The following is a 26,458-nucleotide window of genomic DNA, read 5'->3' as shown; positions in this document are numbered from 1 at the left end:
TCTTCCCCACTGAAAGGGCCGGCGCGGACGCGCGCCGGCCCTTTCGCGTACCCCCACCTGCCGCAACTCTTAAAGACTTGCCGCTTTCGAACGTGCCTGAGGCCGCGACTTCTTAAGAGTTGCGGCGGGGGGTGGGGCGGTCGGGGGAGGTGGGTTGTCTCAGCTGGTGGTAACTTAACTATCGTTCAGGTTGCGCTGTGGGAGGAGAGGCGTCGGTATGCACGAGGGGCTGGATGAGCTGAGAGAGCGCATCGGGGCCGGTGGGGCGCCGAAGTACCACCACGCCAACGAGGCCAAGGGCAAGCTCTTCGCGCGCGAGCGCATCGCGCGCCTGGTCGACAAGGGCTCGTTCGTCGAGGACGGGATCTTCGCCAACGCGCAGGCCCACGGGCTGCCCGCCGACGGCGTGATCACCGGTCAGGCGACCATCGACGGCCGCCCGGTGTGCCTGATGGCCAACGACTCCACGGTCAAGGCCGGCAGCTGGGGCGCCCGCACCGTCGAGAAGATCATCAGGATCATCGAGCGGGCGTACGGCCAGGGCGTGCCCATGGTCTACCTCGTCGACTCCGCCGGGGCGCGGATCACCGACCAGGTCGACCTGTTCCCCGGCCGCCGGGGCGCGGGCAACATCTTCTACCAGCAGGTGAAGTCCTCGGGCAGCATCCCGCAGGTGTGCGCCCTGTTCGGGCCGAGCGCCGCGGGCGGCGCGTACATCCCCGCCTTCTGCGACGTGGTCGCCATGGTCGACGGCAACGCCTCGATGTACCTGGGCTCGGACCGCATGGTCGAGATGGTCACCGGGGAGAAGACCACGCTGGAGGCGATGGGCGGCGCGAAGGTGCACACCGAGCAGTCCGGCGTCGGCCACTTCCTGTGCAAGGACGAGGATGAGGCGCTCGGCGTGGTCCGGCGCTACCTGTCCTTCCTGCCCGCCAACTGGACCGAGCAGCCGCCCGCGCTGGAGCCGATGCCCGCGCCGGAGACCGACCTGGCCGCGATCGTGCCCGAGAGCGAGCGCCGCGCGTTCGACATGCGCAAGCTGGTCAAGGGCCTGCTCGACGGCGGGGAGTACTTCGAGATCCAGGCGCGCTGGGCCAAGGAGCTGACGATCGGCTTCGGCCGGCTCGACGGCCAGGTCGTGGGCATCGTGGGCAACAACTCGTTGCACAAGGGTGGGGTGCTGTTCGTCGACTCGGCCGACAAGGCCAGCCGCTTCGTGCAGCTGTGCGACGCGTTCAACGTGCCGCTGCTGTTCCTGTGCGACGTGCCGGGCTTCATGGTCGGCAGCGCGGTCGAGAAGCAGGGCATCATCCGGCACGGCGCGAAGATGGTCTCCGCGATCAGCGAGGCGACCGTGCCGAAGATCTGCGTCGTGGTGCGCAAGGCGTACGGCGCCGGCCTGTACGCGATGGCCGGGCCCGGGTTCATGCCCGAGGCGACCATCGCGCTGCCCACCGCCAAGATCGCCGTGATGGGCGCCGAGGCCGCGGTGAACGCCGTCTACGCCAACAAGATCGCCGCGATCGAGGACGAGGCCGAGCGGGAGGCGTTCGTCGCCGCCAAGCGGGCCGAGTACGAGACCGACATCGACATCGTCCGGCTCGCCAGCGAGCTGGTCATCGACACGATCGTGGAGCCCGACCGGCTCCGCGACGAGCTCATCCAGCGGTACCGCGCCGCACAGGGCAAGGACCGTCACTTCTCACGCCGCCGACACGGCGTGACTCCCGTTTGAGAGAGGCCGTGATGACCGACTTCGGGCTGTCCGAGGAGCACCGCGAGCTGCGCGACACCGTGCGCCGCTTCGCCCAGGACAAGGTGGCGCCGGTGATCGGCGACCTGTACGAGCGGCACGAGTTCCCGTACGACCTGGTCCGCCAGATGGGCGAGATGGGGCTGTTCGGGCTGCCCTTCCCGAGCGAGTTCGGCGGCATGGACGGCGACTACCTCGCCCTGTGCATCGTGCTGGAGGAGTTGGCCCGGGTCGACTCGTCGCTGTCCATCACGCTGGAGGCGGCGATCTCGCTGGGCGCGATGCCGATCTACCGGTTCGGCAGCGACGAGCAGAAGAAGCGCTGGCTGCCTGCCCTGATCAAGGGGGAGGCGCTGGCCGGGTTCGGGCTGACCGAGCCGGGCGCGGGCTCGGACGCGGGCGGCACGCGCACCACGGCGCGGCTGTCCGAGGACGGCACCGAATGGATCATCAACGGCAGCAAGGCCTTCATCACGAATTCGGGCACCACGATGACCAGCCTGGTCACCGTCACCGCGCGGACCGGCGACAACGAGATCTCCTCGATCATCGTGCCGTCGGGCACGCCCGGCTTCACGGTCGCGCCCGGCTACTCCAAGGTCGGCTGGTGCAGCTCGGACACTCACGAGCTGACCTTCACCGACTGCCGGGTGCCGGTGGAGAACCTGCTCGGGCAGCGGGGCCGGGGCTTCGCGCAGTTCCTGCAGATCCTCGACGAGGGCCGGATCGCCATCGCCGCGCTGTCCACGGGCCTGGCCCAGGGCTGCGTCGACGAGTCGCTCAAGTACGCGTCGCAGCGCGAGGCGTTCGGCCACACCATCGGCTCGTACCAGGCGATCCAGTTCATGATCGCGGACATGGAGACGCGTGCCCACACCGCGCGGCTGGCCTGGCGCGACGCCGCGCAGCGGCTGGTCGCGGGCGTGGACTTCAAGCGCCAGGCGGCCATCGCGAAGCTGCACGCCAGCACGGTCGCGGTGGACAACGCCCGGGACGCCACGCAGATCCACGGCGGGTACGGCTTCATGAACGAGTTCCCGGTCGCCCGCATGTGGCGCGACAGCAAGATCCTGGAGATCGGCGAAGGCACCTCCGAGATCCAGCGCATGGTCATCGCGCGGGACCTGGGTCTGCGCTGACCGGACACGGGTGAGGCCCCGCGGGGCCTCACCCGGGCCGCCGTCAGGAGGCGGGGGTGCGTTCGGCCGCCTCCGCCATCACCTTGAAGATCTCCGCCGGACTCGTCGCCGCGCCCTCCCAGCCGTGGTCGAGCACGACCGAGACGTGTGTGCCCCGCCGGACGACCGAGACGTAGTAGGTCGCCTCGCGGGGCATGCCCTCCTGCGCCCGCACCCAGCGCCGGCGCACCGTCATACGCAGCGACTCGTCGCCCAGCCTCGGCCCGGACACGATCCGGTACTCGTGGGTGGCGTCGCCGCGCGTGTACGCCCCGCAGCGCTGCACGTCGCGCCGCACCTCGGCGAGGTAGTCCACCGCCCCGGTGCCGGTGTACCGGGTGACCGTGTGGTCATAGGCGACGGTGGACAGCCCGGCCTCGCTCGGGTCGCTGTCGAACAGGCGCGTGTACCCGCGCCGGTCGGCGATCAGCGCGTCGCTGGCGTGCACCGGTGCGGCGCACACCCGGGGCAGGTGGTCGGGCTCGGGCCAGTCCTCCTCGCCGGGCTGCGCCGGGCGCAGCGTGTAGCAGAGCCGGCTGTCGCTCATGTTCTCGTGGGGCAGCGTGCCCGGCAGGAACACCGCGTCCGGGATCGCCGCCGGATACCGGTCCAGGCAGCGGCTCGACGGCTCCGGCTCGCCGGGTGTGGCAGTCGGTTCGGCGGTCGGCGCCGCCGAGCCCTGGGCCGTGGCCGTGGGCGACGCGGCCGGCGGGACCGGCCGGGGCGCCGGGCCGCACGCCACGAGCGCCGACAGTACGGCGAGCGCCACCGCGATCCGTCCCGTGCCGAGCGCCACCCGGCGGACCTGCGCGTTTCTGGATGACATGGCCATCTCCGGCTCCTCCCGCCCCGCCCCGGCCGCCCCGTGCGGCGCGAGCTTCCCCGTACCCTGCGTGTCCTGCTCCGCCAGGTCTCCGGCCGCCGTAGCGACCGGAGACCCCCCGTCGGTGGCACGGCACATCCCGGCAGCCGCCGACATGTGTCGATGCCTGAACACACGCGTTCCTCGGACGGAAGGTTGCGAATGTCGGCCCTCCGACAGCGGTCGCCGGAAAGGTTGCGGTGTGACACCGGTCATGTCCGGCGAGTGCGCCAAAAAGTAGACGCTCGACTCCCACGTTCGGCTTCGTATGCGTAGTCTTTGCGGCCATGGCCCCAGGTCACCCGGTTCACGTTGAGGCCGCCGACGCGTCGGCGGCCTCCTTCAGCGCGCTCCTGCGCGCGCACCGGGACGCCGCGCGGCTGACTCAGTCGGAGCTCGCCGCGCGAGCCGGGCTCGGGGTGCGCACGGTCCGGGACCTGGAGCACGGCCGGGCCTCGCGACCTCAGCGCAGCACGGTCGAACTGCTGGTCGGCGCGCTGGGGCTGACCGGCGACGACGCCGCGGAGTTCTACACCGCCGCGCGCGGCCAGCTCCCGCCGCAGTCCAAGCCCGCGGGGTACACGCTGCCCACGGCGCCGGAACTCCACGGCCGGGCCGAGGAGTCCGCCGCACTCGCCGCGCATCTGATCGACCGACCGGGGCTCACCACCCTCGTGGGGCTCGCCGGGGTCGGCAAGAGCGCACTGGCGATCAGCGTCGCGAACCGGATGCAGCCGCACTTCCCGGCCGGCGTGGCCGCGATCAGCGTCGCGGCGGGCGACACCGTCACCGACGTCCGTGACGTCGTCTGCGCGGTGCTCGGCGTCAACCGGCCGGCCGACCTGCCGGCCCGGCTGGAGCAGCCGGTGGTGCTGATGGTGGACGCGGTGGACCGCTCCCCGGAGGCATTCCGGACCGTGCTGGCGGAGCTGCTCGCGGTGGCGCCCACGCTGCGCGTGCTCGCCTCGGCACGGGCGCCTGTCGGGCACCCGGGCGAGCAGGTGTGGCCGCTGGGCCCGCTGGCGCTGCCCCCGGCCGGGACGCGGGCGCTGGCCGAGGCGGAGCGGCACCCGGCGAGCGCGCTGTTCCTGGCCAGGTGGCGGCAGGTGCGCCGGTCGCCGGCCGACGTCGAGGTCGAGGCACTGGTCACGCTGGTACGCCGGCTCGGCGGGCTGCCCCTGGCCATCGAACTGGCCGCGGCGCGAGGCCGGGTGCTCGACCCCGCCGAGATGCTCGCCCGGTACGGCAACCGGCTGCTGGAGCTGGGCAGCGCCGACGTGGCCGCGTCGCCGCCGCTGGTGACCCTGCGGGACGTGGTGACGGCGAGCTACCGCCTGCTGGAGCCCGCGCAGCGGGAGGCGCTGCGGCGGCTTGCCGTGTTCGGCTACCGCTGGTCGGTGGAGCTCGCCGAGGACCTGCTCGGCCCGCAGGTCGACGTGGTGCCGGTGCTGGAGCGGCTGGTCGAGCTGGGACTGGTGCAGGTGCGCGGCTCGGGCGCGTTCCGGTTCGTGCTGCTGGACGTCGTGAAGGAGTACGCCACCGAGCAGGCCGAGGTGGCCGGGGAGCTGGCCGAGGCGCGCCGCCGGCACGGCGTGGTCTTCGCCCGGTTCGCCGCGCGCACCGCGCCGACGATGGTGGGGTCCACGCTGGCGGCGGCGGTGGCCCGGCTCGACGACGTGGCCAGCGATCTGTGGGCGGCGCTGGCCTACGCCGCCGAGCACGACCCGCACACCGCGCTGTGCCTGGCGTCGCAGCTGCCCCGCTGGTGGCGCTTCCGCGGCCGGGACCAGCAGGGCAGGCAGTGGCTGCGGCGGCTGCTCGACGACCCGCGCACCGCCGACGCGGACCCGGTCGTGCGCGCGTGGGCGGACCTGGGCGTGGTGCAGCTGGCGGCCGAACACGGCGCGGGCCGGGCCGAGCTCGACCGGGGCGAGGCCGCTCTCGCGGCGTTCCTGCTGGTGGGGGACGTGACCGGGGAGCTGGCGGCCCGTGGCGTGCTGCAGGTGGTGCACCAGAGCGCGGGGGAGTACGACGACGCCCGGCGGCACGGCGAGGCCACGCTGGCGCTGGCCACCCGGACCGGCCGGGTCGGCGACATGGCGGTGGCCCAGCACAACCTGATCTGGCACGACCTGCGCGAGGCGGATCTCGCCGCGGCGCAGCGGCGGCTGGCCGCGGTGGACCGGCTGTCGGCGCGGTCCGGCGAGCACAAGCTGCGGGCGCTGGCGCGCGCCAACCTGGCCGAGGTGCTGCGCCTGGACGGCCGCTACGACGAGGCGGTGCGGGTCGGGCTGCAGGCTGTGGAGATGCTGGCCGAGGTCGGCAACCCGGGTGAGCGCCGGCGGCTGGTGGGCGTGGTGGGGCTGGCGTACGCGCAGGGCGGGCGGTTGGACGAGGCGGAGAAGACGCTCACCGACATCCGCGCCGCGCTGCTGGAGGAGCCCGGCCCGGAGGCCGACGTGCCCGGCTCGGTCGAGCCCGAGGAGGACTGGCACTGCGCCATGATCGAGGCCACGGTGGCCTGGCAGCGGGGTCACCGCACGCTCGCGGCCGCGTGGTTCGCGGCGGCGGCGCGGTTGACCAGCGGCCTCAACGACCGGCGGGACATGATGGAGGCGCTCGTCGGGCTGGCGGCGACCAGCGACGAGCCGGCCGAGGTCGTGACACGGCTCTACGTGCTGCGGGACAGCACGGGCATCTCGCTCACGCCGCGGGCTTTGGATTTGCTCAGCCACCTCTGAACGGTGGTGGGCCGTAGTGCTGTGCTCGGCGCGGGCGGCCCCCCGACGGATGATGTCCCTCCGCGGCCCGCCGTGGCGAACCGCGCCCCCCGCCGTCTCCGCCCGCGCCGATGCAGCTCCTGTGCCGGACCACCGACCAGCCTGGCCGGCCTGCCGTCCTCCACAGGGCCATGACGCTAGCAGCCCGGTTCACCCGATTCGGGGCTTTAACCGTCCTTTCTGGCAGGACCGTGGCACTTCTGCCGCCGGTTCTGCCGCAGCGGCAGCACCACCCCGCCGCATCTGGTCGTCACTGGTCATGCACGCCCGCGGTCGCCTCGGGGCGGACCGCGTCGCGCACCACGCGCAGTCCGACGAGCAGGCCGTGCAGCTGGCGCTGGGTGAGCGGGCCGATGAGCCACTCGTCGAGCAGTTCCAGATGGCCGGGGACGGTCTCTTGCAGGCGGGCCAGGCCTTTGCTGGTGAGGGCGGCATACGAGCTGCGCCGGTCGATGTCGCAGGGGACCCGGCAGACCAGGGCCTCCCGCTCGAGCCGATCGATCATGCGGGTCACCCCGCTCGTGCTCATCGCGGTCTGTCGGGAGAGGTCGGTCATGCGAAGTCGTCGTGCGGGGGAGCGGGCCAGCCGCACCAGCACTTCGAACTCGACAGGTGCCAGGCCGTGCGCGGCGAGCTGCTCCGCGCAGAGGGTGTTGAGGCTGGTGAACGCCTCTGTCAAAAGGCCCATGGCGGTGAGCCTCGAATCGTCGAGTAGCTCCATTTGCGCATCGTATATGGAGAGATGGCACATTTGTTGCCCTTCGAATCCCGCAGAGTGGGACGACGGGTGTGCCAATCGGGACGACCACCCGATACGACTGTCGCCCGCGAACCGTACTCTGAGGGTTCGCTTGGTCACCGTGTGTCGGGGAGGGCTCATGGGCAAGGACGTTTCGCTGCAGACGTTCACCCGCCAGGAACGGGAGCACTACCGCCAGAAGGTCAGACGCTGCCTGGACGTGTTCGCGTTGATGCTCAACGACTTCAGCTTCGACGCCGACCACCCGACCACCGGGTTGGAGATCGAGCTGAACCTCGTCGACCCGCAGCACCTGCCGACGATGGTGAACGAGGAGGTGCTGCACGACCTGGCCGATCCGCACTTCCAGACCGAACTCGGACGGTTCAATCTGGAACTGAACGTCCCGCCGCGGCTCATCTCCGACGACGGGCTCATCCAGTACGAGCAGCAGATCATCGAGAGCCTGCGCCGCGCGGACGCGCACGCCCGCAAGCACGACGCGGCCCTGCTGACCATCGGCATCCTGCCGACGCTCACCACCGACCACACGGTCACCGAGAACCTGTCCGTCAACGGGCGCTACCGCTCGCTCAACGAGGAGATCCTGGCCGCTCGCGGCGAGCAGATCGGCGTCGACATCCGCGGGGCGGACCGGCTGCGCATCCGCACCGACTCCATCGCGCCCGAGGCCGCCTGCACCAGCCTGCAGTTCCACCTGCAGGTGTCGCCCGCGGAGTTCGCCGCCTACTGGAACGCCTCGCAGGTCATCGCCGGGGTGCAGGTCGCGGTCGGGGCCAACTCGCCCTACCTGTTCGGCCACCAGCTCTGGTCGGAGACCCGGATCGCGCTGTTCGAGCAGGCCACCGACACCCGGCCCGACGAGCTCAAAGCCCAGGGCGTACGCCCCCGGGTGTGGTTCGGCGAGCGCTGGGTCACCTCGATCTTCGACCTGTTCGAGGAGAACGTGCGCTACTTCCCGCCGCTGCTGCCGATCGCGGAGGAGGAGGACCCCCTGACCGTCCTCCGCAGCGGCGGGGTCCCCCGGCTCGGCGAGCTGCGCCTGCACAACGGCACCATCTACCGCTGGAACCGGCCGGTGTACGACATCATGGGCGGCCGCCCGCACCTGCGCGTCGAGAACCGGGTGCTGCCCGCCGGCCCGACCGTGGTCGACATGCTGGCCAACGGCGCACTCTACTTCGGCCTGGTCCGCGCGCTCGTCGAGGAGGACCGGCCACTCTGGACGCAGCTGCCGTTCAGCGTGGCGCAGGACAACTTCCACGCCGCCGCCCGCCGGGGCATCGCCGCGCCGGTCTGGTGGCCGCGTCTCGGCGAGATCCGGGTGACCGACCTGGTGCTGGAGATGCTGCTGCCGAAGGCCGCCGAAGGGCTCGACCGGTTCGGCGTCGACCCGGCGCAGCGCGACCGGCTGCTCGGCATCATCGAGCAGCGCTGCCTGCTCGGGCGCAACGGCTCGACCTGGCAGGTCGACACCGTACGGGCGCTGGAGGCGAAGGGCGCGACCCGGCCTGCCGCCCTGCGGGCGATGGTCGGCCGGTATGCCGAGCACCAGCGCACCAACGAACCGGTGCACACCTGGCCCGTGGGCTGACTCGGCCTGACAGCGGATGGCGTGACCGTCGACCCCGGGGGAGGGTGCAGCCGTGACCGGTGACCGTAGTGACGTCAGTCCCTGGGCGCTGACGGCGATCCTGGCCATGCTGCTGGCCGTGGTCGCCGCCGCGGCACTGCCGCCGTGGCTGCCCGGCGGGGCGCCTCAGCCTGCCTCGACGCAGGTCCTGCCGACGGCGAGCGTGCCGGTGCCCCGGCCCGCGCCGAGCAGCACGGCCGCGCCCGGCCCGTCAGCCTCTGGCGGGGCGTTCGTGCCACGTACGTTCACCGTCGTCGGCAGCGGGGACGTGCTGCTGCACAGCGGCCTCTGGCGGCAGGCGCAGCGGGACGCGGGCGGGCGCGGCTACGACTTCGCACCCTTGCTCAAGGGCGTACGCCCGGTGATCGAGGCCGCCGATCTGGCGATCTGCCACCTGGAGACGCCGCTGGGCGGCCCGCAGGGCCCGTTCACCGGGTATCCGATCTTCAAGGTGCCGCCGCAGATCGTGCCCGCCCTGCGGCAGACCGGCTACGACGCCTGCTCCACGGCGTCCAACCACTCCCTGGACGGCGGCGAGGCGGGCATCCGGCGCACGCTCGCCGCGCTGGACGCGGCCGGGATCGCCCACGCGGGCATGGCCCGCAGCCGCGCCGAGCAGGACAAGCCCACCATCGTCACGGTGCGCGGGGTGCGGGTGGCGCTGCTGTCGTACACCTTCTCCTTCAACGGGCTGACCCGGCCCAGGGGCAAGGAGTGGCTGGTCAACTCGCTCGACCCGCAGCGCGTCCGGCAGGCGGCGGCGCGGGCCCGGCAGGCCGGGGCCGAGGTCGTCATCGTGTCGATCCACTGGGGCACCGAGTACCAGCAGCGCCCCAACGAGCAGCAGGTGTCCGTCGCCCGGCAGCTGCTGCGCGGCGGGGCGGTGGACCTGATCCTCGGCCACCACGCGCACGTGGTGCAGCCGTTCGAGCGGATCGAGGGGCGCTGGGTCGCCTACGGCATGGGCAACCACGTCTCGAACCAGACCTTCTCCGACGTCACCCGGGACGGGGTGATCAGCCGGTTCACCTTCGTGGAGACCGCGCCCGGCCGGTTCACCGTGTCCGCGGCGGCCGCGCTGCCGACGTACATGCAGCTCGACGGCGGGCCGGCCCGGGTGCTGCTGGTGACGGCGTGCCCGGCCGCGAGCCGCGCGGCCTGCCGCGCCAGCGGCGCACGCTCCGCCCGGGTGCTGCGTTCCCGCGGCGCGGGCAGCGCGGGCCTGGTCGTCGTGGGCTGATGCGCGCGGGTCAGCGCTTCTTGCGCGGCTGCTTCGGGCTCGGCGCGAGCGCATCGACGGCGGCCGCCGGAGTGCCGGTGACCGGCGCGGTCGGCTCGTCGGCGGGCTGCTCGGCCACGGCCTTGTCCGGGGTCGCCTTGACGACGGCGGCCCTGCCTTGAGCGGGCTTGGCGGACGCGGGCCTGGCGGGGGTGTCCTTGGCCGGCGCGCCCTTGTCGGCACCGGTCTTGTCGGCGTCGGTCTTGTCGGCGTCGGCCCGGTCCGGGCCGGTCTGCGCGGGCACGGCCGGAGCCGGTGCGGCGTCCGAGCCGAGGTACTGCGGCGGGACCGGGGCGGCGGCCACGGACACCGGGCGCGGCCGGCGCGGGCCGCAGAGCACCAGTGCGAGCACCGAGCCGAGCAGGCCGGCGAACACGGCGTACGGCGCCACCAGGTAGGCCGACAGCTGCTCGGGCAGCGCGCCGGTCAGCTTCGGCGCGGCCAGCAGGTAGGCCACGGCGACCAGGGCCGGTCCGGCGGCGCCGGAGAGCGCCACCCCCGCCTGGGCGTCGCGGCGGCGAGCTGCGGGCAGCGCGGCAAGGAATCCGATCAGCACGGCGGCGACCCCGGCGATGGCCGCGCCGGGCAGGTAGACGCTGCGGAACCAGGGCCCGTCGGTGGTGACCGGCCAGGAGCCGAGCTGCGCCACGACGGTCTCCCGCCCGGCCGCGATGCCGTCGGCCACCGCGGTGACCGCGAGCAGCCACAGCCAGCCGCCGGTGGCCAGCACGTTCGCGGCGATCGAGCGGGCGATCAGGGCGGCCACGGCGACGAACAGGCCGAGCAGCACCCCGGCGATCGCGTATCCACCGACGATCACGTGCGGCGCGAAGGTGTCGGCGCGCTCGGCCACCCGGGCCGGCACCGCGGTCAGCGCGACGACGACCAGGCCGCCCAGCGCCGCGGCGATGGACAGCGCGGCACGGCGCAGCACGCGGACCGCTGTCGACGACTGGACAGTCGGGCGGCCGACACGGTCGGCCACAACGGCACCGAGCACCACCGACAGGGCGGAAATCCACACCGTCCAGGCCAGACTCGCCAACCACGCGGCTTCGCCGCCGCCGTGCACGGTGGGCACCCAGGAGAAGACCCCCAGGCCGTATCCGACACCCAACTGCGCTGCTCCCGCCGCGGCGGCCACGCCCACCGCGACGGCGACGGAGCTCAGTCCCAGCCGCGTACCCGGGCCCTGAAGTGACATGACGCGAGCGTATAGCAATGCGAGGGCGGTTCGTGTGAACGGTTTACTCTCGTTGCGGCGTAGCGTTCGCCGGGCGTACCCGAAAGAGGAGAGCATCATGACCGACCCGTGGGCACAGACGGCGCCGCTGACGCCGCAGCGACCACGTGGGTTCAGCCCCGGCACCGTCGCGATCCTGGCGACGGCCACGGTGCTGCTGGCCGTCGCGGGTCTCGCGATCGGATGGTTCGTCGCCGGTGACGGCGAGCCGAACGCCCAGCTCAGTGCCAGCCCGTCCGTCGCCGCGTCGGTGGACGCGAGCCCGTCTCCGAGCGAGGCGCCCTCGCCGACCCCGACGGTCGAGCCGAGCACGGCCTCGCCCGCGCCGGACGGCCCCCGCATGCCGAACGTCGCCGGGCAGGAGTTCCAGGCGGTCCGCCGCCAGCTCATCGCGGACTTCAAGGTGACCGTGAACGTCGTCTTCGATCAGGAGGGCGAGGCCGGTCACATCACGAAGACCGAGCCCGCCGCCGATGCCCCGGTGCGGGCGGGCACGAGCGTGAAGATCTACGTCGCCGGGCCGATCATCGACGTCGACGTGCCGACGCTGGTCGGCACGTCCTGCGAAGAGGCGAAGAAGGCACTGGTCGGAGCAGGTCTGCGGGTCGGGCCGTACCCGGCCGAGAAGACCGGCACGGTCACCGCGGCCACCGCCGAGGCGGGCACGAAGCTCAAGTGGAACACCGAGGTCTCGCTCACCTGCGAGACCGCCCCGCCGCCTTCCCCGGCCGCGGGCTGATCGACGGTGCGTGGCGTGCCCCGCACGCCACGCGCCCAGGTAAGGCTTAACCGACCCGGCGACGTGGTAGGACCTCAGCATGTCCGATGAGCAGCGGCACGACGACAACGATCCGGCGGCGCGCGGGAACGGCCCCGGGTCGTCTCCCTCCGACGAGACCGCCCCGATGGCTGCTCACCGGCGGGACGACGAGCCCAGGCCGGGTGACGAGCCGACCACCGTGCTGCCGTCCGGCGGGCAGGGCGCTGACGAGGCGACGACCGTGCTCCCCACCGGCGGCAGGCCCGGCGACGAAGCCACGACCGTGTTCCCCGCGGGCGGGAGGCCCGGCGACGAGGCGACGACCGTGCTGCCCGCGGGCGGGCCCGTCCCGGTGCCTCCGGGCGGCGAGCCGACCTCGGTGCTGCCGCCCGTCGGCGGCCGGCCGGCGCCGCCGGACGAGCGCACCTCGGTGATGCCCGCCCAGGACGTCTGGATGGGCCGCGCGGGGGTGCCCACCCCGGAGCCCCGGCCGATGCGCGACGCCACACCGCCGCCCGGCATCGAGTACGGCGAGGGCCAGCGCACCTGGCGGGCCCCGCTGATCATCATCGGGATCGCGCTGCTGCTGCTGGCGCTGTTCGCGGTGGCGGCCTGGTTCGTGCTGCGCGGCACGGGGCCGACGCCGACGCCGACCGTGTCGCCGACCCCGGCGCTGACCACGGCCGCGCCGACCAGCGCCGCCCCGAGCCCGGCGGAGTCGGTGTCGCCGTCCCCGGAGGTGTCCGCGGTGCCGGTGCCGGAGAACCTGGTGGGCCTGTCCCAGCAGGAGGCCATCGACGCGCTGAACGCGGTGGGCCTGAACCCGCGCATCAGCGTGCGGATCACCGGCGATGCGGATCCGGGCACCGTGGTGGACGTGGAGCCGGAAGCGGGCACGCTGCTGGAACCCGGGTCGACGGTGACCATCGTGGTGGCCTCGGCGCCGACCAGCCCGTCGCCGGAGCCGAGCCCCAGCGCGGAGGCGAGCCCGAGCCCCGACGGCGACGGCGACTGACCGGCCGGTCCGACTCGACGTCGTGACATGAACAGCGCCCATGCCGTACGGCATGGGCGCTGTTCATGTCTGCCGGGCCGTCACCATTGGCGGCGTCGGTGCGTGACGATGACGATCCCGCCGAGCGCGAGACCGATACCGATCATTCCGGTGGAGATCAGTGAGCGTGCCATCAGCTCCGGCGGCACGGAGTGGGCGGTTACTGCGGCGGGCGGCGGTGCCTGCCGGGTGGATGCGTCCGCGACCGTTGCGGCCCGCACCTCGGCCGTCCCGGCCGTGGCGGGCACCGGCGTGAACAACGCCGCTGCCAGCGCCGCACCGCACAGTGCGGCCAGCCGGTGGGGCCGATGTGGAATGGTCGCCCTGGGCTGCCGTCCAGATGCGATCGTTCGAATGTCCATGGCGCCGTCCCCCGGGTGAGCGGGTGCCGTGCCACGCGAGGGCCGGAACGTGGGGAGTCCCTTGGCGCGCCGCGAGAGCGGCGGCGCGCCGGGACGAGCCACGTTCCGCGACGGAGAGGCTCATCGCGGCCGCCTGCTGACCGCATGCGGGCCGGGCGAGTCGCCACCGTCGTTCAACTAGGGTCATTCGAGCGTAGATCCGGTCCCGGCCGACCGGGGGCGGATCGCGAGAAATTCTCAGCGCGCGCCGGCGGTCGCGGGGCGCAGGTGCGGGCGGCTCAGCGCGGGCCGCTGGCCGGCGCGGGCGGGCGCCGTGCGGGCGCGGGCCGCGGCGCTGTTGTCGGGCACGATGCGCAAACCGGCGCGCTGCACGAAGATCGAGCGCCGCTCGACCGCGTCACCCGCGGCGTTGAGCTGGTAGCCGTCGAGCCAGACCCAGCCCTCGTACGTCGGCCAGTCGTGCACGCGGATCACCCGGAACATCATCGGGCGGAGGAACTGAACGCTGGCTTCGCGAGTGACGTGGAGGATGTCGCCGGCTTGGGGAGTCACCTTTTCTCCTGCTCTCTCGTACCGGTGCGATCGGACAACACGTAATCGGGAGTCGCTCGTTGAACGCTAGAGGTGAAGCCGCGCCCACCGTGCGTGATCATGAAAACGGAAGATCAGCACAGCGGGGGCCATAACAGACACTGTGCCGGAAGACTTTGCCGAATGCAAGTTGCAAAGTGCGTATGCGCTCTGGTGTCCTTCGTCCGGTATGTGACAAGCTGTTGATGGTCTCCCCGGTGATGCCGTGTCGCACCCTCTGTGCGTTCGGCCGGTTGAAGATTCGCCGATCGTCGGAGCAGACTCGCAACACGACATATGCAATTCCATCGGGCGGGGGCACCGACTTCTCGTGCCTCCGCCGACGTGCGTCGCGGAGGTGCGCCGTGACAACCCGACAGAGCCCGACAGTGCGCCGACGAAGACTCGGTGCCGAACTGCGCAAGCGGCGCGAACATGCCGGCATCACGCTGGAGTTCGTAGCCGAGAGGATGGAGTGCTCGCAGTCCAAGATCTCGCGGATCGAGACCGGACACAGCTCGGTGACCAGTCGCGACGTCCGTGACATGTTGACGATCTACGGCACGCCGACCGACGAGGTCGACGTGCTCGTGGAGATCGCCAAGGAGGCGAGGCAGAAAGGCTGGTGGCATCCGTACAGCAGCGTGCTGGTGGGTGCCTACGTCGGGCTGGAGGCCGCGGCCAGCTCCATCCGCGCGTACGAACAGCAGGTTGTCCCCGGCCTGCTGCAGTCAGCGGAATATGCGGAGGCGATGATTCGCGGCGCCTGGCCGGACTGGGACGAAGAAGCGATCATGAATCGTGTCCGTGTCCGGATGGGTCGTCAATCGTTGCTCACGCGACAAGACGATGCGATCAGGTTTCAGGTGGTGCTCGATGAGTCGGTGGTGAGCCGGCCCGTGGGCGGCGACAGGGTCATGCGAGACCAGCTTCGGTTACTGGCCGAAGCAGCCTCGTGGCCTAACGTGACCTTGCAGGTGTTGCCGTTCGAGGCAGGTCCACACGCCGGTATGGACGGTACTTTCGCCATCCTGGAGTTTCCCGAACCCGGGGACTCAGATGTCGTTTACGCGGAGAATGCGACCGGGGGACTCTTCCTGGAGAAGAACGACGAGCTGGGGAAGTACACCAAAATCTTCGAGAACATCCGAAAGGCTGCGTTGAGCCCCGAGGAGTCCGCCGAGCTGATCGCACAACTGGCGGAGGAGCCACTATGGAAATCGAGACCAAGGGGTTTCGAGTCGATCTGAGCGAAGCACGTTGGTACAAGAGCACGCGGAGTGGACCGAACTGCGACAACTGTGTTGAAGTCGCGTTCGTGGGTGGTGCGATCGCGCTGCGCGATTCCAAGAACCCGACCGGCCCGGCATTGATCTTCACGCCGGACGAGTGGGACGCCTTTGTGGAGGGTGCCAAGGACGGGGAGTTCGATCTCTAGGTCGAACCCCGCTCCTGGTGACAGCTCTGGATCACGTCCAGGTGGGACCCCCTTCCGCGCCATGGTCAAGGGCGCCGAAGGGGGTCCTTCGCCGTACCGGGGCTGATCACAGCAGCACCCGGTGCAGGTTGGCCCGCCGCCGCTCGACCATCGCCTCCCGGGCGTGCTGGAGCCACTCCCGGCGCTGGCCCGGCTCCGGCGGGTAGTCCAGGCCGAACTTGAACCAGGCGGGCGGCTGCGCCATCCGGGCGTACCGGTCGATCAGGTCGTCGAGCACCCGGGTCAGCTCCGCCCGCGCATTGCGCCCGGCCTCCAGCGTGGCGCGGTTCGCCGACAGGTAGTCGGCCCGCCGGTTCGTGACGGCGCGCAGCCGCCCCCGGATCTCCTCGATCCGCCCCCGCTGGATCGCGGTCAGCACGGCGGCGGCCCGGTCCTCGCGCAGGTGCCGGGCCAGCGCGGCCCGGTGGCGGGGCCGCAGCCAGGACGACGGCTGGGCGAGCGCGGCGATGGTGGCGTGGATGCGGGCCTGGACCTTCTGCTCCGCCTCGTACGCCTCCTGGCAGCGCTGCTCGGCGAGCGCGACCTGGCGCGGATCCGGCCCGGGCGGCGCCGCCGCGGCGACCCGCTCCGACTCCTCGACCAGGCGCCACAGCCAGCGCTCGTCGTCGCCGATCTCGTCCAGCGGGTCGAGCGGGGCGACGTCGTCGTACGGCTCCCGGGCGGCCGGGACCAGCGCCTGGGAGGGGGCCCGCACGACGTCGGCGTCCTCCTGGCCGCAGTGCGGACAGGGCAGCTGCCGCACGAGCCGGCTGATCTCGCCGATCAGCTGCGCCGGCGTGACCTGGGCTGGCAATGGTGTGGACGCCGGTTCAGCGGCCATGGTGGTTCCCCCGCACGTGATGGACAACTGGTTAGCTTGCGCTTAGTCACGCAAGCAACACGCGCAGTGACGATTGCGGGTAGACCGTCGCCTGCGTTCCGTTGCGGTCGTTGTACCAGACGGCGCCCCACCACACCGCGAAACTCGCCGACCGGGTAGGACGAAGATGACGATGCCTGAACACGTGCCCAGCCAGAACACCAGCCCCACCCCGCGCGACCGCGGCCTGCGCGACACCGAACGGGTCCAGCTCCCGGGAGACACCCTGCTGGAACCGGGCCCTGGGCCGCTGCAGTCGCTGGGGCTGGACCGGTTCGGCGAGCAGTCGTTCGCGCCGTCGAGCTGGCTGGACATGCCCGCCGAGTCGACCCTCGTCGACCACCCGCTCCTGCGCGGCCTTCTACTGGAACTCCCACCCCGCAACACCCCGCCCACCGACGAGTGGGTCGACCGCTGGTTCGAAGCCACCCGCTCCGTCCTAGGCCTCATCTACCTCCGCCGCTGACCCCGCCCCCGCCCTCTCTTCAGGCGCAACTCTTAAAGAGTCGCGGCATCGGACTCCCCCTGAGGCCGCGACTCTTCAAGAGTTGCGGCAGAGGACAGCGCAGCCCGGCCTGGGTGGGCCGGGCTGCGTGGGGTTTCGGGTCTGGTCAGACCGCGAAAGTGCCGGGGGACTCGGTTGCCGGGGTGACCGGGGTGGCGCGCCAGAGGCGGGTCTTCTGGGCGCCGAGGCGGGCCAGGTACTTCGGGTTGAGGATCAGGTAGCGACGCCACAGGCGCTTGGGCTCCAGGCCCAGGCGCCACAGCCACTCCAGGGCGTGCCGCTGCATCCACGCGGGCGGCTTGCGCAGCCCGCCGGCGTGGTAGTCGAACGCCGCGCCGACCGCGAGCAGCGGCATGTCCAGGTACGGGCGCATCGCGTACGCGAACTTCTCCTGCCGCGGGCAGCCCAGCCCGACCAGCACGATGCGCGCGCCCGAGTCGGTGATGCGCGCCGCGATCTGCTCGGCCTCGCCGGGCTCCACGCCGCGGAACTTCGACGGCTCACTCCCGGCGATCTTCAGCGCGGGGTACTTCGCGATCAGCGCCGGGATCAGCAGGTCGAGCACGGGCTGGGTGGAGCCGTAGAGGTACACCGGCAGGCCCTGCTCGGCGGCGCGGCCGAGCACCCGCAGGGTGAGCTCGGGTCCGTACACCCGGTCGCGCAGGCCCGCGCCGTGCAGCAGGTTGAGCGCCCAGCGCACGGGCTGGCCGTCCGGGGTGATCAGGTCGAAGCTGTTGAGCTGCGCGCCGAGCCTGCCGTCGGCGACACCCTCCATCACTCCGTGCACCGCGAGCGCGGTGACCGCGTACGGCCGCCCTTCGGTCGCGGCGCGGATGATGCGCTCGGTGGCGTCGGCGTAGTCGGTGGCGTCGACGAGGACGCCGAGCACGTTGCGCTTGCTGCCGCTGTTCAGCGTCGTCGACATGAGCCGGGTCCTTCGGGGGAATTGTCTCGGTGGTCGCGCAGGTCGGGGGCTACATCCACTTGTCGGCGTTGGCCTCGTAGATCTCGTTGAGGATAGCGGGCACGTTGTAGGTCATCTGCCAGTCCGGGTAGTGCGCCTGGAACTTGGCCATGTCGCTGACGTACCACTGGTGGTCGCCCATGCGCGCCTGCTCGACGTAGTTGACCTTCGCCTCCTTGCCCGCGATCTTCTCGGCGATGGCGAAGGCCTCGAGGTGCGAGGTGTTGGAGAAGCGGCCGCCGCCCAGGTTGTAGACCTCGCCGGAGCGCGGGTTGCGGAAGAAGGCCTCGAACGCGGTGAGCACGTCGTGCGAGTGGATGGCGTCGCGGACCATCTTTCCCTTGTAACCGAACAGGTTGTAGGTGCGGCCCTCCATGACGCAGCGCATCAGGTATGCCAGGAAGCCGTGCAGCTCGGCGGCGCTGTGCGCGGGGCCGGTCAGCGTGCCGCCGCGGAAGGAGGCCGTCTTCATACCGAAGTAGCGGCCGTACTCCTGCACCGCCACGTCCGCGGCGACCTTGGAGACGCCGAAGATCGAGTGCATGCTGTTGTCGATCGTCATGTCTTCGGTGATGCCGTTGGCGAACTGGTGGTTCGCGTCGATCTCGTACCGGGTGTCCTGCTCGACCAGCGGGAGGCGGTTCGGGGTGTCGCCGTACACCTTGTTCGTCGAGCAGAAGATGAAGGCCGCGTCGGGGCAGTGCTGGCGGGTGTACTCCAGCACGTTCAGGGTGCCGACGGCGTTGACGTCGAAGTCGGTGAACGGCTCCTTGGCCGCCCAGTCGTGGCTGGGCTGGGCCGCGGTGTGGATCACCAGGGAGATGTCCTTGCCGTACCGCTCGAAGATCTTGTTGAGCACGTCACGGTCGCGGATGTCCACGTCGTAGTGCGTGTACGAGTCGCCGAGCTTGCTGGTGAGGTTCACCAGGCTCCAGGCGGTAGAGCCGTCCTCGCCGAAGAAGTACTTGCGCATGTCGTTGTCGAGGCCGACGACGTGCATGCCCAGGCCGGCGAAGTGGCGGGCTGCCTCGGAACCGATCAGACCGGCCGAACCGGTCACCAGCGCAACGCTCACCAGATACTCCCTGTAACCAATCGACGAACTCGACCAGCGGAGAGCTTACCCTGACCGGCCGGATACGGCGTCCCGCCCGCCAGCCCGCTACACGCAGCGTTAAGAAGGGCACCTTCCTATACGAAAACCGATGTGAAGGTGCCCTTCCTTCGGCTAGTGCGGGAGTGAGACGGTTACGACGAGGCCGCCACCTTCGCGGGGGCGGGCTGAGACCGTGCCGCCGTGCGCCCGGGTGATCGCGCGCACGATCGACAGGCCGAGTCCCACGCCCTGGTCGGAGCGGGTGCGCTCGCTGCCCCGGCGGAACGGCTCGAACAGCCCCTCCACCTCGTACGCCGCCACCGCCGGCCCGCTGTTGGACACCTCCAGCTCGACCCGGTCGCCCCGGGTCGCGGTCGCGGCCCGGACCCAGCCGCCCGCGGCGTTGTGCCGGATCCCGTTGCCGATGAGGTTCTGCGCGACCCGTTCCAGCAGCACCGGGTCACCGGACGTCTCCGCGGGCGCGGTCTCGACGGCCACCGACACGTCGGCGTCGGCCGCCGCGCCCGCGCTCTGCAGCCCGACGTGGTCGACGACGTCGGCGAGGTCCACCGGCCGCCGCTCCACGACCTCGTTCTCCGAGCGGGCGAGCAACAGCAGCCCTTCGATGAGCCGCTCGTGCCGGCCGTTGATGTCCAGCAGCGTCTCGCCGAGCCGTTTGACGTCCTCGGACGCGGTCCGCCGGTGCATCGCCAGCTCGACCAGCGACCGGTTCAGCGTCAGCGGGGTACGCAGCTCGTGCGAGGCGTTCGCGACGAAGCGCCGCTGCCCGTCGAAGGCCTGGTCCAGCCGGGCCAGCATGGCGTCGAAGGTGTCGGCCAGCTCCTGGAGCTCGTCGTTCGGGCCGCGCAGCGCGATGCGCTCGTGCAGGCCGCGGTCGGCGGCCGGGGCGGTGCTGATCCGGCGGGCGGTCTCGGTGATCCGGTGCAGCGGGGACAGCAGCCGCCCGGCCAGCAGCCAGCCCAGCCCGGCGGAGATGGCGCTGACCAGCACCAGCGCGATCGCGCCGAGCTGGAGCAGCTGCATCCGGGTCGCCTGGCGCAGCGCGGCCGCCTGCTTGTCCAGCTCGTCCAGCAGGGCGGGGTCGCCCCGGATGAGCACCCGGGTCGCGCCCCGGATCCCGGTCTCGCCGGCCTCGCCGGGCGGCAGGGCCGGCGCGCGGAAGGTGAAGTTCTGCAGCACCGTCTGGTCCAGCAGGAAGTAGGTCACCGTGAGCAGGGCGAGCCCGGCCAGCAGGAACAGCGTGCCGTACACCAGCGTGAGCCGGGCGCGGATGGTCAGGCGGTACGACGGCAGTCTCACGGGATGCGATACCCCACTCCGGCGACGGTGGCGATGACGGGCGGATCGCCCAGCTTGCGGCGCAGCTTGAGGATGGTCAGCCGGACCGCGGAGGTGAACGGGTCGGCGTGCTCGTCCCAGACCTTCTCCAGCAGGCTCTCCGCGGAGACCACCGCGCCCTCGGCCCGCAGCAGCTCGGCCAGCACGCCGAACTCCTTGCGGGACAGCGGCACGTAGTGGCCGTCCCGGAAGACCTCGCGGCGGGCCTGGTCGAGCCGGATCCCGCCGCGTACCAGGGTCGGCGCGGCGGCCGGCCGGGCACGCCGGCCCAGCGCGTGCACCCGGGCGGCGAGCTCGGCGAACGCGAACGGCTTGGCCAGGTAGTCGTCGGCGCCCAGGGTGAGCCCGGCGACCCGGTCGCTCACCTCGGCGGCCGCGGTGAGCATCAGCACCCGGGCGCTGGACTCCGAGCCGACCAGCGAGCGGCACACGTCGTCGCCGTGCACCACGGGCAGGTCCCGGTCCAGCAGCACCACGTCGTAGTCGTGCACGGCCAGCCGCTCCAGCGCCGCGTCACCGTCGTACACCACGTCGACGGCGTGGGCGTCGTCACGCAGCCATTCGGCGATGGCGTCGGCGAGCAGCGCCTCGTCTTCGACCACGAGTACCCGCATGTCCGGATCCGCCTCCCCGCCGGTCGGTCCGGCGAGCCAATAGTTACCCGACGTGATGTTTCCTCGCCGTTATCGCGGGCGGAAACGGCCGGGAAACGGCCCCCCGCGTGAACTGGGCGCCAAACATGCTCGCCGGCTACCGCGGGCGACGACTGCCGCCGGCGACCGGCCGGCGGCCCGACGAAGGAGACACGCGATGAAGCGAGGGCTGCTGGGGGCGGCGTTGGCACTGCCCCTGATGGCGGCGCTGGCGCTGTCCGGCTGCGCGCAGCAGGACGGCGGCGACGGCATCGCCTCGGCCGGCAACGGGACCGCCGCGGCGACGCCCAGCACCGGGCCGAGCCTGAGCCAGGAGGAGAAGGGCCTCAAGTTCGCGCAGTGCATGCGCGAGAACGGCGTCGACATGCCCGACCCCGATCCCAACGGCGGCCCGGTCCGGATCCGGGTCAGCGGCGGCCCCGTCGACCGGGACCGCTTCGAGGCGGCGCAGCAGGCGTGCAAGCAGTACTCGCCGTTCGGCGAGGGCGGGCCGGGTCAGCTCGATCCGGCGGCGGCGGAGAACATGCGCAAGTTCGCCCAGTGCATGCGCGACAACGGGGTGCCGAACTTTCCGGACCCGGACGGCGGCCGCGTGATGATCGACAAGAGCATCGGCGAGGACCCGGACTTCGAGGCGGCGCAGAAGCTGTGCCAGGAGAAGTTCATGCCGGGCGCGGTCCAGAAGAAGGCGCCGTGACCGAGACCGCACAGCTCGCCTCACCGAACACCTCGACCGGAGCGGCGCCCCAGCGGCGCCGCCGCCGTCGCGGGGCACGTACCACACTGCTGGTCCTCGGCGCGCTGGCCGCGGGCGGCGCCGCGGCCGCCGCCGCGGTCGGGTTCGGCGGCGGGAACGGCGCCACGCCGCCCGCGAGCAACCTGCCGCCGGCCACGGCACCCGTGACCAGGCAGACCCTGCAGGACACCCAGACCCTCGACGGCGAGCTCGGCTTCGGCCCGACCCACTCGGCCGTGAACCGGCTCAACGGCACGGTGACCTGGCTGCCGGAGTCCGGCGCGGTGGTCTCCCGGGGCAAGCCGCTCTACAAGATCGACAACACCCCGGCCGTGCTGATGTACGGCAACGTGCCCGCGTACCGCGAGCTCAGGACGGGTGACGAGGGGACCGACGTCAAGCAGCTGGAGCAGAACCTCAAGGCGCTCGGCTACGGCGGCTTCACGGTGGACCGGGAGTTCACCGCGTCCACGGCCACCGCGGTCAGGCAGTGGCAGGAGGACCTCGGGCTCAAGGAGACCGGCCGGGTCGAGTTCGGCCGGGTCGTCTTCGCGTCGGGGCAGATCCGGGTGGAGAGCGTCGAGGCCACGGCGAGCGCGCCGGCCCAGCCCGGGGCCGCCGTGCTCAAGTACACCGGCACGGTCCGGGTCGTGGTGGTCCAGTTGGACGTCGCCGACCAGCGGCTGGCCAAGGTGGGCGCGGCCGTGCGGGTCGAGCTGCCCACAGGCGGCACGGCCGAGGGCACGGTGGCCAAGGCGTACACCGTGATCGAGGCGGGCGGCCAGGGCGAGGAGGCCACTACCAAGATCGAGGCGGTGGTATCGCTGGCCGACCAGAAGGCGGTGGCCACCTTCAACCAGGCCGCGGTCGACGTCACCTTCACCGCCGCGGAACGCCCCGACGTGCTCACCGTGCCGGTCTCGGCCCTGGTCGCGCTCCGCGAGGGCGGGTACGGCGTCGAGGTCGTCGAGAACGGCGCCAGCCGCTACCTCGCCGTGCAGGCTGGGCTGTTCTCCGGCGGCCGGGTCGAGGTCAGCGGCGAAGGCCTCGCCGAGGGCATGACCGTGGGGATCCCGCGATGATCGCGCTGGACGGCGTCACCAAGGTGTATTCCGGTGGCGTGACCGCCCTGGACGGGGTGTCGCTGGCCGTGGGAGCGGGCGAGATGGCGGCGATCGTCGGGCCCTCGGGGTCCGGCAAGTCGACCATGCTGCACATCGTCGGCACCCTCGACCGGCCCACCACCGGGTCGGTACGCATCGCCGGCTACGACGTGGCGGCGCTGTCGGACCGGCAGCTGTCGGCGTTGCGGGCGGCCCGGGTCGGCTTCGTGTTCCAGCAGTTTCACCTCGCCGCCGGGGTGAGCGCGCTGGACAACGTCGCCGACGGGCTGCTGTACGGCGGACTGGGTCTCGGCGAGCGCCGCCGCCGTGCGGCCGCCGCCCTGGACCGGGTCGGCCTGGCGCACCGGATGGACCACGAGCCGCACGAGCTGTCGGGCGGCGAGCGCCAGCGCGTGGCAATCGCGCGGGCCGTGGTCGGCAACCCGCCGCTGCTCCTGGCGGACGAGCCCACCGGCAACCTGGACTCGGCCTCCGGCGCGGGCATCATGACCCTGCTGCGAGAACTCCACGCGGCGGGAACCACCGTGGTGATCATCACCCACGACCGGGAGATCGCCGCTGAACTGCCCCGCCAGGTGCAGATGCGCGACGGCAAGGTGGTCGCCGACAGCGCCGCCGTCGTGGAGGCCGCCACGGCGGAACCGGACGCGTTTCCGATCGGCGTCGGCGGGAGGGCACGATGACCGCCCCGGCCCTGCCCAGGCTGTATCCGGCCCGGATGCGGCCCCGCGACGTGCTGCGTGTCGGGGGAGTGGGGTTGCGTACCCGGCCGGTGCGGGCGTTCCTGTCGGCGCTGGGCATCGCGATCGGCATCGCGGCGATGATCGCCGTGGTCGGCATCTCGTCGTCGTCGCGGGCGGAGCTGGACCGCACCCTGGCGGCGCTGGGCACCAACCTGCTCACGGTGACCCCGGGCCGGACCATGTTCGGCGGGGACGCCCAGCTGCCGGTGGAGTCGGTCGACATGATCGCCCGGATCGCGCCGGTGGAGCAGGTGTCCGCCATCGGCAAGGTCGACGGGGCCAAGGTCTACCGGTCCGACCGCATCCCCGCGGCGCAGACCAACGGCCTGGCCGTGTACGCCGCCCGGCTCGACCTGCCGGCCACGGTCGGGGCGAAGCTGCGCGCCGGGACCTGGCTCAACGCGGCCACCGAGCGCTACCCGGCGGTGGTGATCGGGGCGGACACGGCCACCAGGCTGGGCATCGGGGCGGTCGGTCCGGACACTCAGATCATGGTCGGTGGCAGACGGTTCACCGTGGTCGGCGTGCTGGAGCCGGTGCCGCTGGCCCCGGAACTGGACGCCGCGGTGCTCGTCGGTTGGCCGGCTGCAGCGGACCGGCTCGCCTTCGACGGGCACCCGACCACCGTCTACACCCGCTCGGTGGAGTCGGCGGTCACGGCGGTGCAGGGCGTGCTGGCGGCGACCGCGAACCCGGCGGCCCCGAACGAGGTCGACGTGTCCCGGCCGTCCGACGCGCTACAGGCCAAGCAGGCCGCCAACCAGGCGTTCACCGGGCTGCTGCTGGGCCTTGGCGCGGTGGCGCTGCTGGTCGGCGGGGTCGGGGTGGCCAACACGATGGTCATCTCGGTGCTGGAGCGGCGGGCCGAGATCGGCCTGCGGCGCTCGCTGGGCGCGACCCGGGGCCAGATCCGGGTGCAGTTCCTCGCCGAGTCGCTGCTGCTGTCGGCGCTGGGCGGGGCCGGCGGGGTGCTCCTGGGCATCGCGGTGACCTCGGCGTACGCGGCGTACCAGGGCTGGCCGACGGTCGTCCCGGCCTGGGCCATGCTCGGCGGCCTGGCCTGCACCCTCGCCATCGGCGGCCTGGCCGGCCTCTACCCGGCCATCCGCGCCTCCCGCCTGTCTCCCACCGAAGCCCTCGCCACCCCCTGATGGAAAGGAAGGGCACCTTCTACAACGCTCCGCGTTGTAGAAGGTGCCCTTCCTGACATCGGACCCTGGCTGCGCTGGGCAGGTGCGGCTACCGCGCCGGACCGGCCCGGACGCGGCCCGGCGCCCCGGCCAAGATCGTCCGACTTGCCCGGTACCTGTGCGTATCTTGACCGCTCATTCGCCCACCTGCCTGGCAGGTCGGACGATCAAGCAGGGCGGGTGGCCGCAGGGCCGGAGACTCGACATCGAATCGTGATCTTCCGGGAGTCCGGGGCGTCCGAGGAGGTCCAGGTGAGGCCGGGGTGAGGCGGTTCTGACCGAAAACGGCGATCTTCCTGTGAAACGGCCGACAGTTCGGTGGCCGATACCGAGCTGAGATAAAAAGAAGAGGTCTCCCGGAGGAGACCTCTTCTTGCTGGTGGGGAAGGGGGGAGTTGAACCCCCACGCCCTTTCGGGCACACGGACCTGAACCGTGCGCGTCTGCCATTCCGCCACTTCCCCGCGGCGTGTGCAGGAACTTTAGCAGTCCCGGCGGCTCGCCCGGGAGTCACCTCCCGTTGCGTGCTGGCACAGCTTACGCTATGCCTGCTCCGCCTCGCCAACCGGTTAACCCGGCGGGCGTTGCGGGGAGAACACTAACACGACCACCTGGCCAAGGGTGAAATCGGAGGCAAGGATGGTCGTCATGCTGGCGTGGCGTCGGCAACGGCGGACGTATTGGGCGAAGACGCGGGAGTGGAGGGCAGATAACATCATGTCCTCGGAACCCGAGGAGGACCGGTGAGCGTGTTGCAACGCTTCGAGAAACGCCTGGAAGGCCTGGTTGAGGGCGCCTTCGCGAAGGTATTCAAGGGGGTCGTCCACCCTGTGGAGATCCTGAATGCCATGCAGCGTGAGGCAGAAGCTCACAAGGCGATCCTGGTTGGTGGGCGCACGCTCGTGCCGAACCGCTATGTGATCGATCTCTCGCCCTACGACCACAGCCGGCTCGCGCCGTACGCGGCCGCGCTGGCCCAGGAGCTGGCGCAGTCGCAGGCCGAGTTCATCGGCGAGCAGGCCTGGACGGTGTACGGCGACGTGATCGTCGAGATCGAGCGTGGAGACGGGCTGGACACCGGCATGTTCCGGGTGTCCGCCGAGGTCTACACGGCCGACCAGGCGCCGCAGGCGAGCTACGAGGCCCCCCCGCAGTACCCGCCGTACGGCGGCCAGCAGGCGGGCCCGCCGCCCGGTGGCGGCGGCGCGCGCAACGTGCGCCTCGTCTCCGGTGACGGGCGGACGTTCCCGCTGGCCATCGGCTCGACCACGATCGGTCGTGGGGACCAGGCCAACCTGCGCCTGCCCGACGTCGGCATCTCGCGGCGGCACGCCCGGCTGGACTTCGACGGCTCCCAGGTGGTGCTGACCGATCTCGGATCGACCAACGGGACGATGGTCAACGGCCAGCGGGTCTCCGCGGTCGCCCTGAACCCGGGCGACATGATCCAGATCGGCACCACGACCCTGACGTTCCGCGTGGACGGCTGATCGGC

At 71.9% G+C, this 26,458-nt stretch carries 25 protein-coding genes and 1 tRNA gene; 15 read left to right on the top strand and 11 right to left on the bottom strand.

The annotated features are described in order from the left end of the window. The first annotated feature begins 217 nt into the window (after positions 1–217). The gene (locus Cco03nite_RS11185) at positions 218–1,738 is read left to right on the top strand and encodes an acyl-CoA carboxylase subunit beta (protein WP_203691972.1); all 1,521 of its coding nucleotides are present in this window, start codon (positions 218–220) and stop codon (positions 1,736–1,738) included. An 11-nt stretch (positions 1,739–1,749) separates the two neighbouring features. Continuing rightward, positions 1,750–2,895, top strand: coding sequence for an acyl-CoA dehydrogenase family protein (locus Cco03nite_RS11180; RefSeq protein WP_203691971.1), 1,146 nt, complete (start codon positions 1,750–1,752; stop codon positions 2,893–2,895). 43 nt (positions 2,896–2,938) lie between these two features. On the opposite strand, the gene Cco03nite_RS11175 is transcribed toward Cco03nite_RS11180, so the two are convergent. Continuing rightward, positions 2,939–3,760, bottom strand: a complete 822-nt coding sequence (locus tag Cco03nite_RS11175; RefSeq protein WP_203691969.1) for a hypothetical protein — start codon at positions 3,758–3,760, stop codon at positions 2,939–2,941. Between the two features lie 323 nt (positions 3,761–4,083). On the opposite strand from Cco03nite_RS11175, the gene Cco03nite_RS11170 reads away from it, so the two are divergent. After that, positions 4,084–6,537 (top strand): ATP-binding protein, encoded by a 2,454-nt coding sequence (locus Cco03nite_RS11170; RefSeq protein WP_203691967.1) that lies wholly within the window; start codon positions 4,084–4,086, stop codon positions 6,535–6,537. 289 nt (positions 6,538–6,826) lie between these two features. Here Cco03nite_RS11170 and Cco03nite_RS11165 read toward each other — a convergent pair whose 3' ends face one another. Further along, positions 6,827–7,297, bottom strand: a complete 471-nt coding sequence (locus Cco03nite_RS11165; protein WP_203691965.1) for a MarR family winged helix-turn-helix transcriptional regulator — start codon at positions 7,295–7,297, stop codon at positions 6,827–6,829. 157 nt (positions 7,298–7,454) lie between these two features. Between Cco03nite_RS11165 and Cco03nite_RS11160 the strand changes: the two genes are divergently transcribed. Both Cco03nite_RS11160 and Cco03nite_RS11155 read left to right on the top strand, forming a co-directional pair. Continuing rightward, the gene (locus Cco03nite_RS11160; protein WP_203691963.1) at positions 7,455–8,930 is read left to right on the top strand and encodes a glutamate-cysteine ligase family protein; all 1,476 of its coding nucleotides are present in this window, start codon (positions 7,455–7,457) and stop codon (positions 8,928–8,930) included. Positions 8,931–8,982: 52 nt separating this feature from the next. Next, complete coding sequence (locus Cco03nite_RS11155; RefSeq protein WP_239167291.1) at positions 8,983–10,209, top strand: CapA family protein; 1,227 nt, start codon at positions 8,983–8,985, stop codon at positions 10,207–10,209. A 10-nt stretch (positions 10,210–10,219) separates the two neighbouring features. Here Cco03nite_RS11155 and Cco03nite_RS11150 read toward each other — a convergent pair whose 3' ends face one another. Beyond that, entirely contained in the window at positions 10,220–11,452 is a 1,233-nt protein-coding gene (locus Cco03nite_RS11150) for a hypothetical protein (protein WP_203691961.1), read from the bottom strand. A 97-nt stretch (positions 11,453–11,549) separates the two neighbouring features. Between Cco03nite_RS11150 and Cco03nite_RS11145 the strand changes: the two genes are divergently transcribed. Together Cco03nite_RS11145 and Cco03nite_RS11140 are read left to right on the top strand one after the other, a co-directional pair. After that, positions 11,550–12,230, top strand: a complete 681-nt coding sequence (locus Cco03nite_RS11145; protein ID WP_203691959.1) for a PASTA domain-containing protein — start codon at positions 11,550–11,552, stop codon at positions 12,228–12,230. Positions 12,231–12,309: 79 nt separating this feature from the next. Then, positions 12,310–13,266 (top strand): PASTA domain-containing protein, encoded by a 957-nt coding sequence (locus Cco03nite_RS11140; RefSeq protein WP_203691957.1) that lies wholly within the window; start codon positions 12,310–12,312, stop codon positions 13,264–13,266. 80 nt (positions 13,267–13,346) lie between these two features. Here the strand turns inward: Cco03nite_RS11140 and Cco03nite_RS11135 are convergent, their stop codons facing one another. Next, on the bottom strand, positions 13,347–13,667 hold the full coding sequence (locus Cco03nite_RS11135) for a hypothetical protein (RefSeq protein ID WP_203691955.1): 321 nt from the start codon (positions 13,665–13,667) through the stop codon (positions 13,347–13,349). A 237-nt stretch (positions 13,668–13,904) separates the two neighbouring features. Continuing rightward, positions 13,905–14,219: a hypothetical protein gene (locus tag Cco03nite_RS11130; RefSeq protein WP_203691953.1), complete on the bottom strand. Its 315-nt coding sequence runs from the start codon at positions 14,217–14,219 to the stop codon at positions 13,905–13,907. Positions 14,220–14,602: 383 nt separating this feature from the next. Here Cco03nite_RS11130 and Cco03nite_RS11125 point away from each other — a divergent pair, with 383 nt between their 5' ends. After that, entirely contained in the window at positions 14,603–15,487 is an 885-nt protein-coding gene (locus Cco03nite_RS11125) for a helix-turn-helix domain-containing protein (protein ID WP_203691951.1), read from the top strand. After that, positions 15,457–15,675 (top strand): DUF397 domain-containing protein, encoded by a 219-nt coding sequence (locus Cco03nite_RS11120; RefSeq protein WP_120321590.1) that lies wholly within the window; start codon positions 15,457–15,459, stop codon positions 15,673–15,675. Before Cco03nite_RS11125 ends, Cco03nite_RS11120 begins: the two co-directional genes overlap by 31 nt. 106 nt (positions 15,676–15,781) lie before the next feature. Here the strand turns inward: Cco03nite_RS11120 and Cco03nite_RS11115 are convergent, their stop codons facing one another. Beyond that, positions 15,782–16,555, bottom strand: coding sequence for a hypothetical protein (locus Cco03nite_RS11115; RefSeq protein WP_203691950.1), 774 nt, complete (start codon positions 16,553–16,555; stop codon positions 15,782–15,784). 166 nt (positions 16,556–16,721) lie between these two features. On the opposite strand from Cco03nite_RS11115, the gene Cco03nite_RS11110 reads away from it, so the two are divergent. Continuing rightward, the gene (locus Cco03nite_RS11110) at positions 16,722–17,060 is read left to right on the top strand and encodes a hypothetical protein (protein ID WP_203691948.1); all 339 of its coding nucleotides are present in this window, start codon (positions 16,722–16,724) and stop codon (positions 17,058–17,060) included. A 145-nt stretch (positions 17,061–17,205) separates the two neighbouring features. Here the strand turns inward: Cco03nite_RS11110 and Cco03nite_RS11105 are convergent, their stop codons facing one another. The 4 genes from Cco03nite_RS11105 to Cco03nite_RS11090 form a co-directional block, all read right to left on the bottom strand. Continuing rightward, positions 17,206–18,024 (bottom strand): WecB/TagA/CpsF family glycosyltransferase, encoded by an 819-nt coding sequence (locus Cco03nite_RS11105; protein ID WP_203691946.1) that lies wholly within the window; start codon positions 18,022–18,024, stop codon positions 17,206–17,208. Between the two features lie 49 nt (positions 18,025–18,073). Further along, the gene (locus Cco03nite_RS11100) at positions 18,074–19,138 is read right to left on the bottom strand and encodes an NAD-dependent epimerase/dehydratase family protein (protein WP_203691944.1); all 1,065 of its coding nucleotides are present in this window, start codon (positions 19,136–19,138) and stop codon (positions 18,074–18,076) included. Between the two features lie 153 nt (positions 19,139–19,291). Continuing rightward, entirely contained in the window at positions 19,292–20,479 is a 1,188-nt protein-coding gene (locus Cco03nite_RS11095; protein WP_239167290.1) for a sensor histidine kinase, read from the bottom strand. Next, on the bottom strand, positions 20,476–21,132 hold the full coding sequence (locus Cco03nite_RS11090) for a response regulator transcription factor (protein ID WP_203691942.1): 657 nt from the start codon (positions 21,130–21,132) through the stop codon (positions 20,476–20,478). The genes Cco03nite_RS11095 and Cco03nite_RS11090 overlap by 4 nt, the downstream gene beginning before the upstream one ends. Before the next feature lie 196 nt (positions 21,133–21,328). Between Cco03nite_RS11090 and Cco03nite_RS11085 the strand changes: the two genes are divergently transcribed. The 4 genes from Cco03nite_RS11085 to Cco03nite_RS11070 are packed head-to-tail and all read left to right on the top strand — an operon-like array spanning position 21,329 to position 24,925. Beyond that, complete coding sequence (locus Cco03nite_RS11085) at positions 21,329–21,868, top strand: hypothetical protein (RefSeq protein WP_203691940.1); 540 nt, start codon at positions 21,329–21,331, stop codon at positions 21,866–21,868. After that, the gene (locus tag Cco03nite_RS11080; protein ID WP_239167289.1) at positions 21,865–22,989 is read left to right on the top strand and encodes a peptidoglycan-binding protein; all 1,125 of its coding nucleotides are present in this window, start codon (positions 21,865–21,867) and stop codon (positions 22,987–22,989) included. Before Cco03nite_RS11085 ends, Cco03nite_RS11080 begins: the two co-directional genes overlap by 4 nt. After that, positions 22,986–23,714, top strand: a complete 729-nt coding sequence (locus tag Cco03nite_RS11075; protein WP_203691938.1) for an ABC transporter ATP-binding protein — start codon at positions 22,986–22,988, stop codon at positions 23,712–23,714. The genes Cco03nite_RS11080 and Cco03nite_RS11075 overlap by 4 nt, the downstream gene beginning before the upstream one ends. After that, positions 23,711–24,925, top strand: coding sequence for an ABC transporter permease (locus tag Cco03nite_RS11070; RefSeq protein ID WP_203691936.1), 1,215 nt, complete (start codon positions 23,711–23,713; stop codon positions 24,923–24,925). Before Cco03nite_RS11075 ends, Cco03nite_RS11070 begins: the two co-directional genes overlap by 4 nt. A gap of 416 nt (positions 24,926–25,341) precedes the next feature. Here Cco03nite_RS11070 and Cco03nite_RS11065 read toward each other — a convergent pair. Beyond that, positions 25,342–25,427 (bottom strand) — tRNA-Leu (locus Cco03nite_RS11065). 279 nt (positions 25,428–25,706) lie between these two features. On the opposite strand from Cco03nite_RS11065, the gene Cco03nite_RS11060 reads away from it, so the two are divergent. After that, the gene (locus Cco03nite_RS11060) at positions 25,707–26,453 is read left to right on the top strand and encodes an FHA domain-containing protein (protein WP_203691934.1); all 747 of its coding nucleotides are present in this window, start codon (positions 25,707–25,709) and stop codon (positions 26,451–26,453) included. Positions 26,454–26,458 lie beyond the last annotated feature (5 nt).

The sequence above is a fragment of the Catellatospora coxensis genome, assembly GCF_016862635.1.
GTDB lineage: Bacteria > Actinomycetota > Actinomycetes > Mycobacteriales > Micromonosporaceae > Catellatospora > Catellatospora coxensis.
Note: the sequence above shows the minus strand (reverse complement) of the source record. Positions and strands in the feature narration are given on the sequence as shown.

Bases quoted from the DNA above. Each gene is read 5' to 3' on its own strand.
- Cco03nite_RS11185 (WP_203691972.1), top strand. From the start codon at position 218: ATGCACGAGGGGCTGGATGAGCTGAGAGAGCGCATCGGGGCCGGTGGG.
- Cco03nite_RS11180 (WP_203691971.1), top strand. From the start codon at position 1,750: ATGACCGACTTCGGGCTGTCCGAGGAGCACCGCGAGCTGCGCGACACC.
- Cco03nite_RS11175 (WP_203691969.1), bottom strand. From the start codon at position 3,760: ATGTCATCCAGAAACGCGCAGGTCCGCCGGGTGGCGCTCGGCACGGGA.
- Cco03nite_RS11170 (WP_203691967.1), top strand. From the start codon at position 4,084: ATGGCCCCAGGTCACCCGGTTCACGTTGAGGCCGCCGACGCGTCGGCG.
- Cco03nite_RS11165 (WP_203691965.1), bottom strand. From the start codon at position 7,297: ATGGAGCTACTCGACGATTCGAGGCTCACCGCCATGGGCCTTTTGACA.
- Cco03nite_RS11160 (WP_203691963.1), top strand. From the start codon at position 7,455: ATGGGCAAGGACGTTTCGCTGCAGACGTTCACCCGCCAGGAACGGGAG.
- Cco03nite_RS11150 (WP_203691961.1), bottom strand. From the start codon at position 11,452: ATGTCACTTCAGGGCCCGGGTACGCGGCTGGGACTGAGCTCCGTCGCC.
- Cco03nite_RS11145 (WP_203691959.1), top strand. From the start codon at position 11,550: ATGACCGACCCGTGGGCACAGACGGCGCCGCTGACGCCGCAGCGACCA.
- Cco03nite_RS11140 (WP_203691957.1), top strand. From the start codon at position 12,310: ATGTCCGATGAGCAGCGGCACGACGACAACGATCCGGCGGCGCGCGGG.
- Cco03nite_RS11135 (WP_203691955.1), bottom strand. From the start codon at position 13,667: ATGGACATTCGAACGATCGCATCTGGACGGCAGCCCAGGGCGACCATT.
- Cco03nite_RS11115 (WP_203691950.1), bottom strand. From the start codon at position 16,555: ATGGCCGCTGAACCGGCGTCCACACCATTGCCAGCCCAGGTCACGCCG.
- Cco03nite_RS11110 (WP_203691948.1), top strand. From the start codon at position 16,722: ATGACGATGCCTGAACACGTGCCCAGCCAGAACACCAGCCCCACCCCG.
- Cco03nite_RS11105 (WP_203691946.1), bottom strand. From the start codon at position 18,024: ATGTCGACGACGCTGAACAGCGGCAGCAAGCGCAACGTGCTCGGCGTC.
- Cco03nite_RS11090 (WP_203691942.1), bottom strand. From the start codon at position 21,132: ATGCGGGTACTCGTGGTCGAAGACGAGGCGCTGCTCGCCGACGCCATC.
- Cco03nite_RS11085 (WP_203691940.1), top strand. From the start codon at position 21,329: ATGAAGCGAGGGCTGCTGGGGGCGGCGTTGGCACTGCCCCTGATGGCG.
- Cco03nite_RS11075 (WP_203691938.1), top strand. From the start codon at position 22,986: ATGATCGCGCTGGACGGCGTCACCAAGGTGTATTCCGGTGGCGTGACC.
- Cco03nite_RS11070 (WP_203691936.1), top strand. From the start codon at position 23,711: ATGACCGCCCCGGCCCTGCCCAGGCTGTATCCGGCCCGGATGCGGCCC.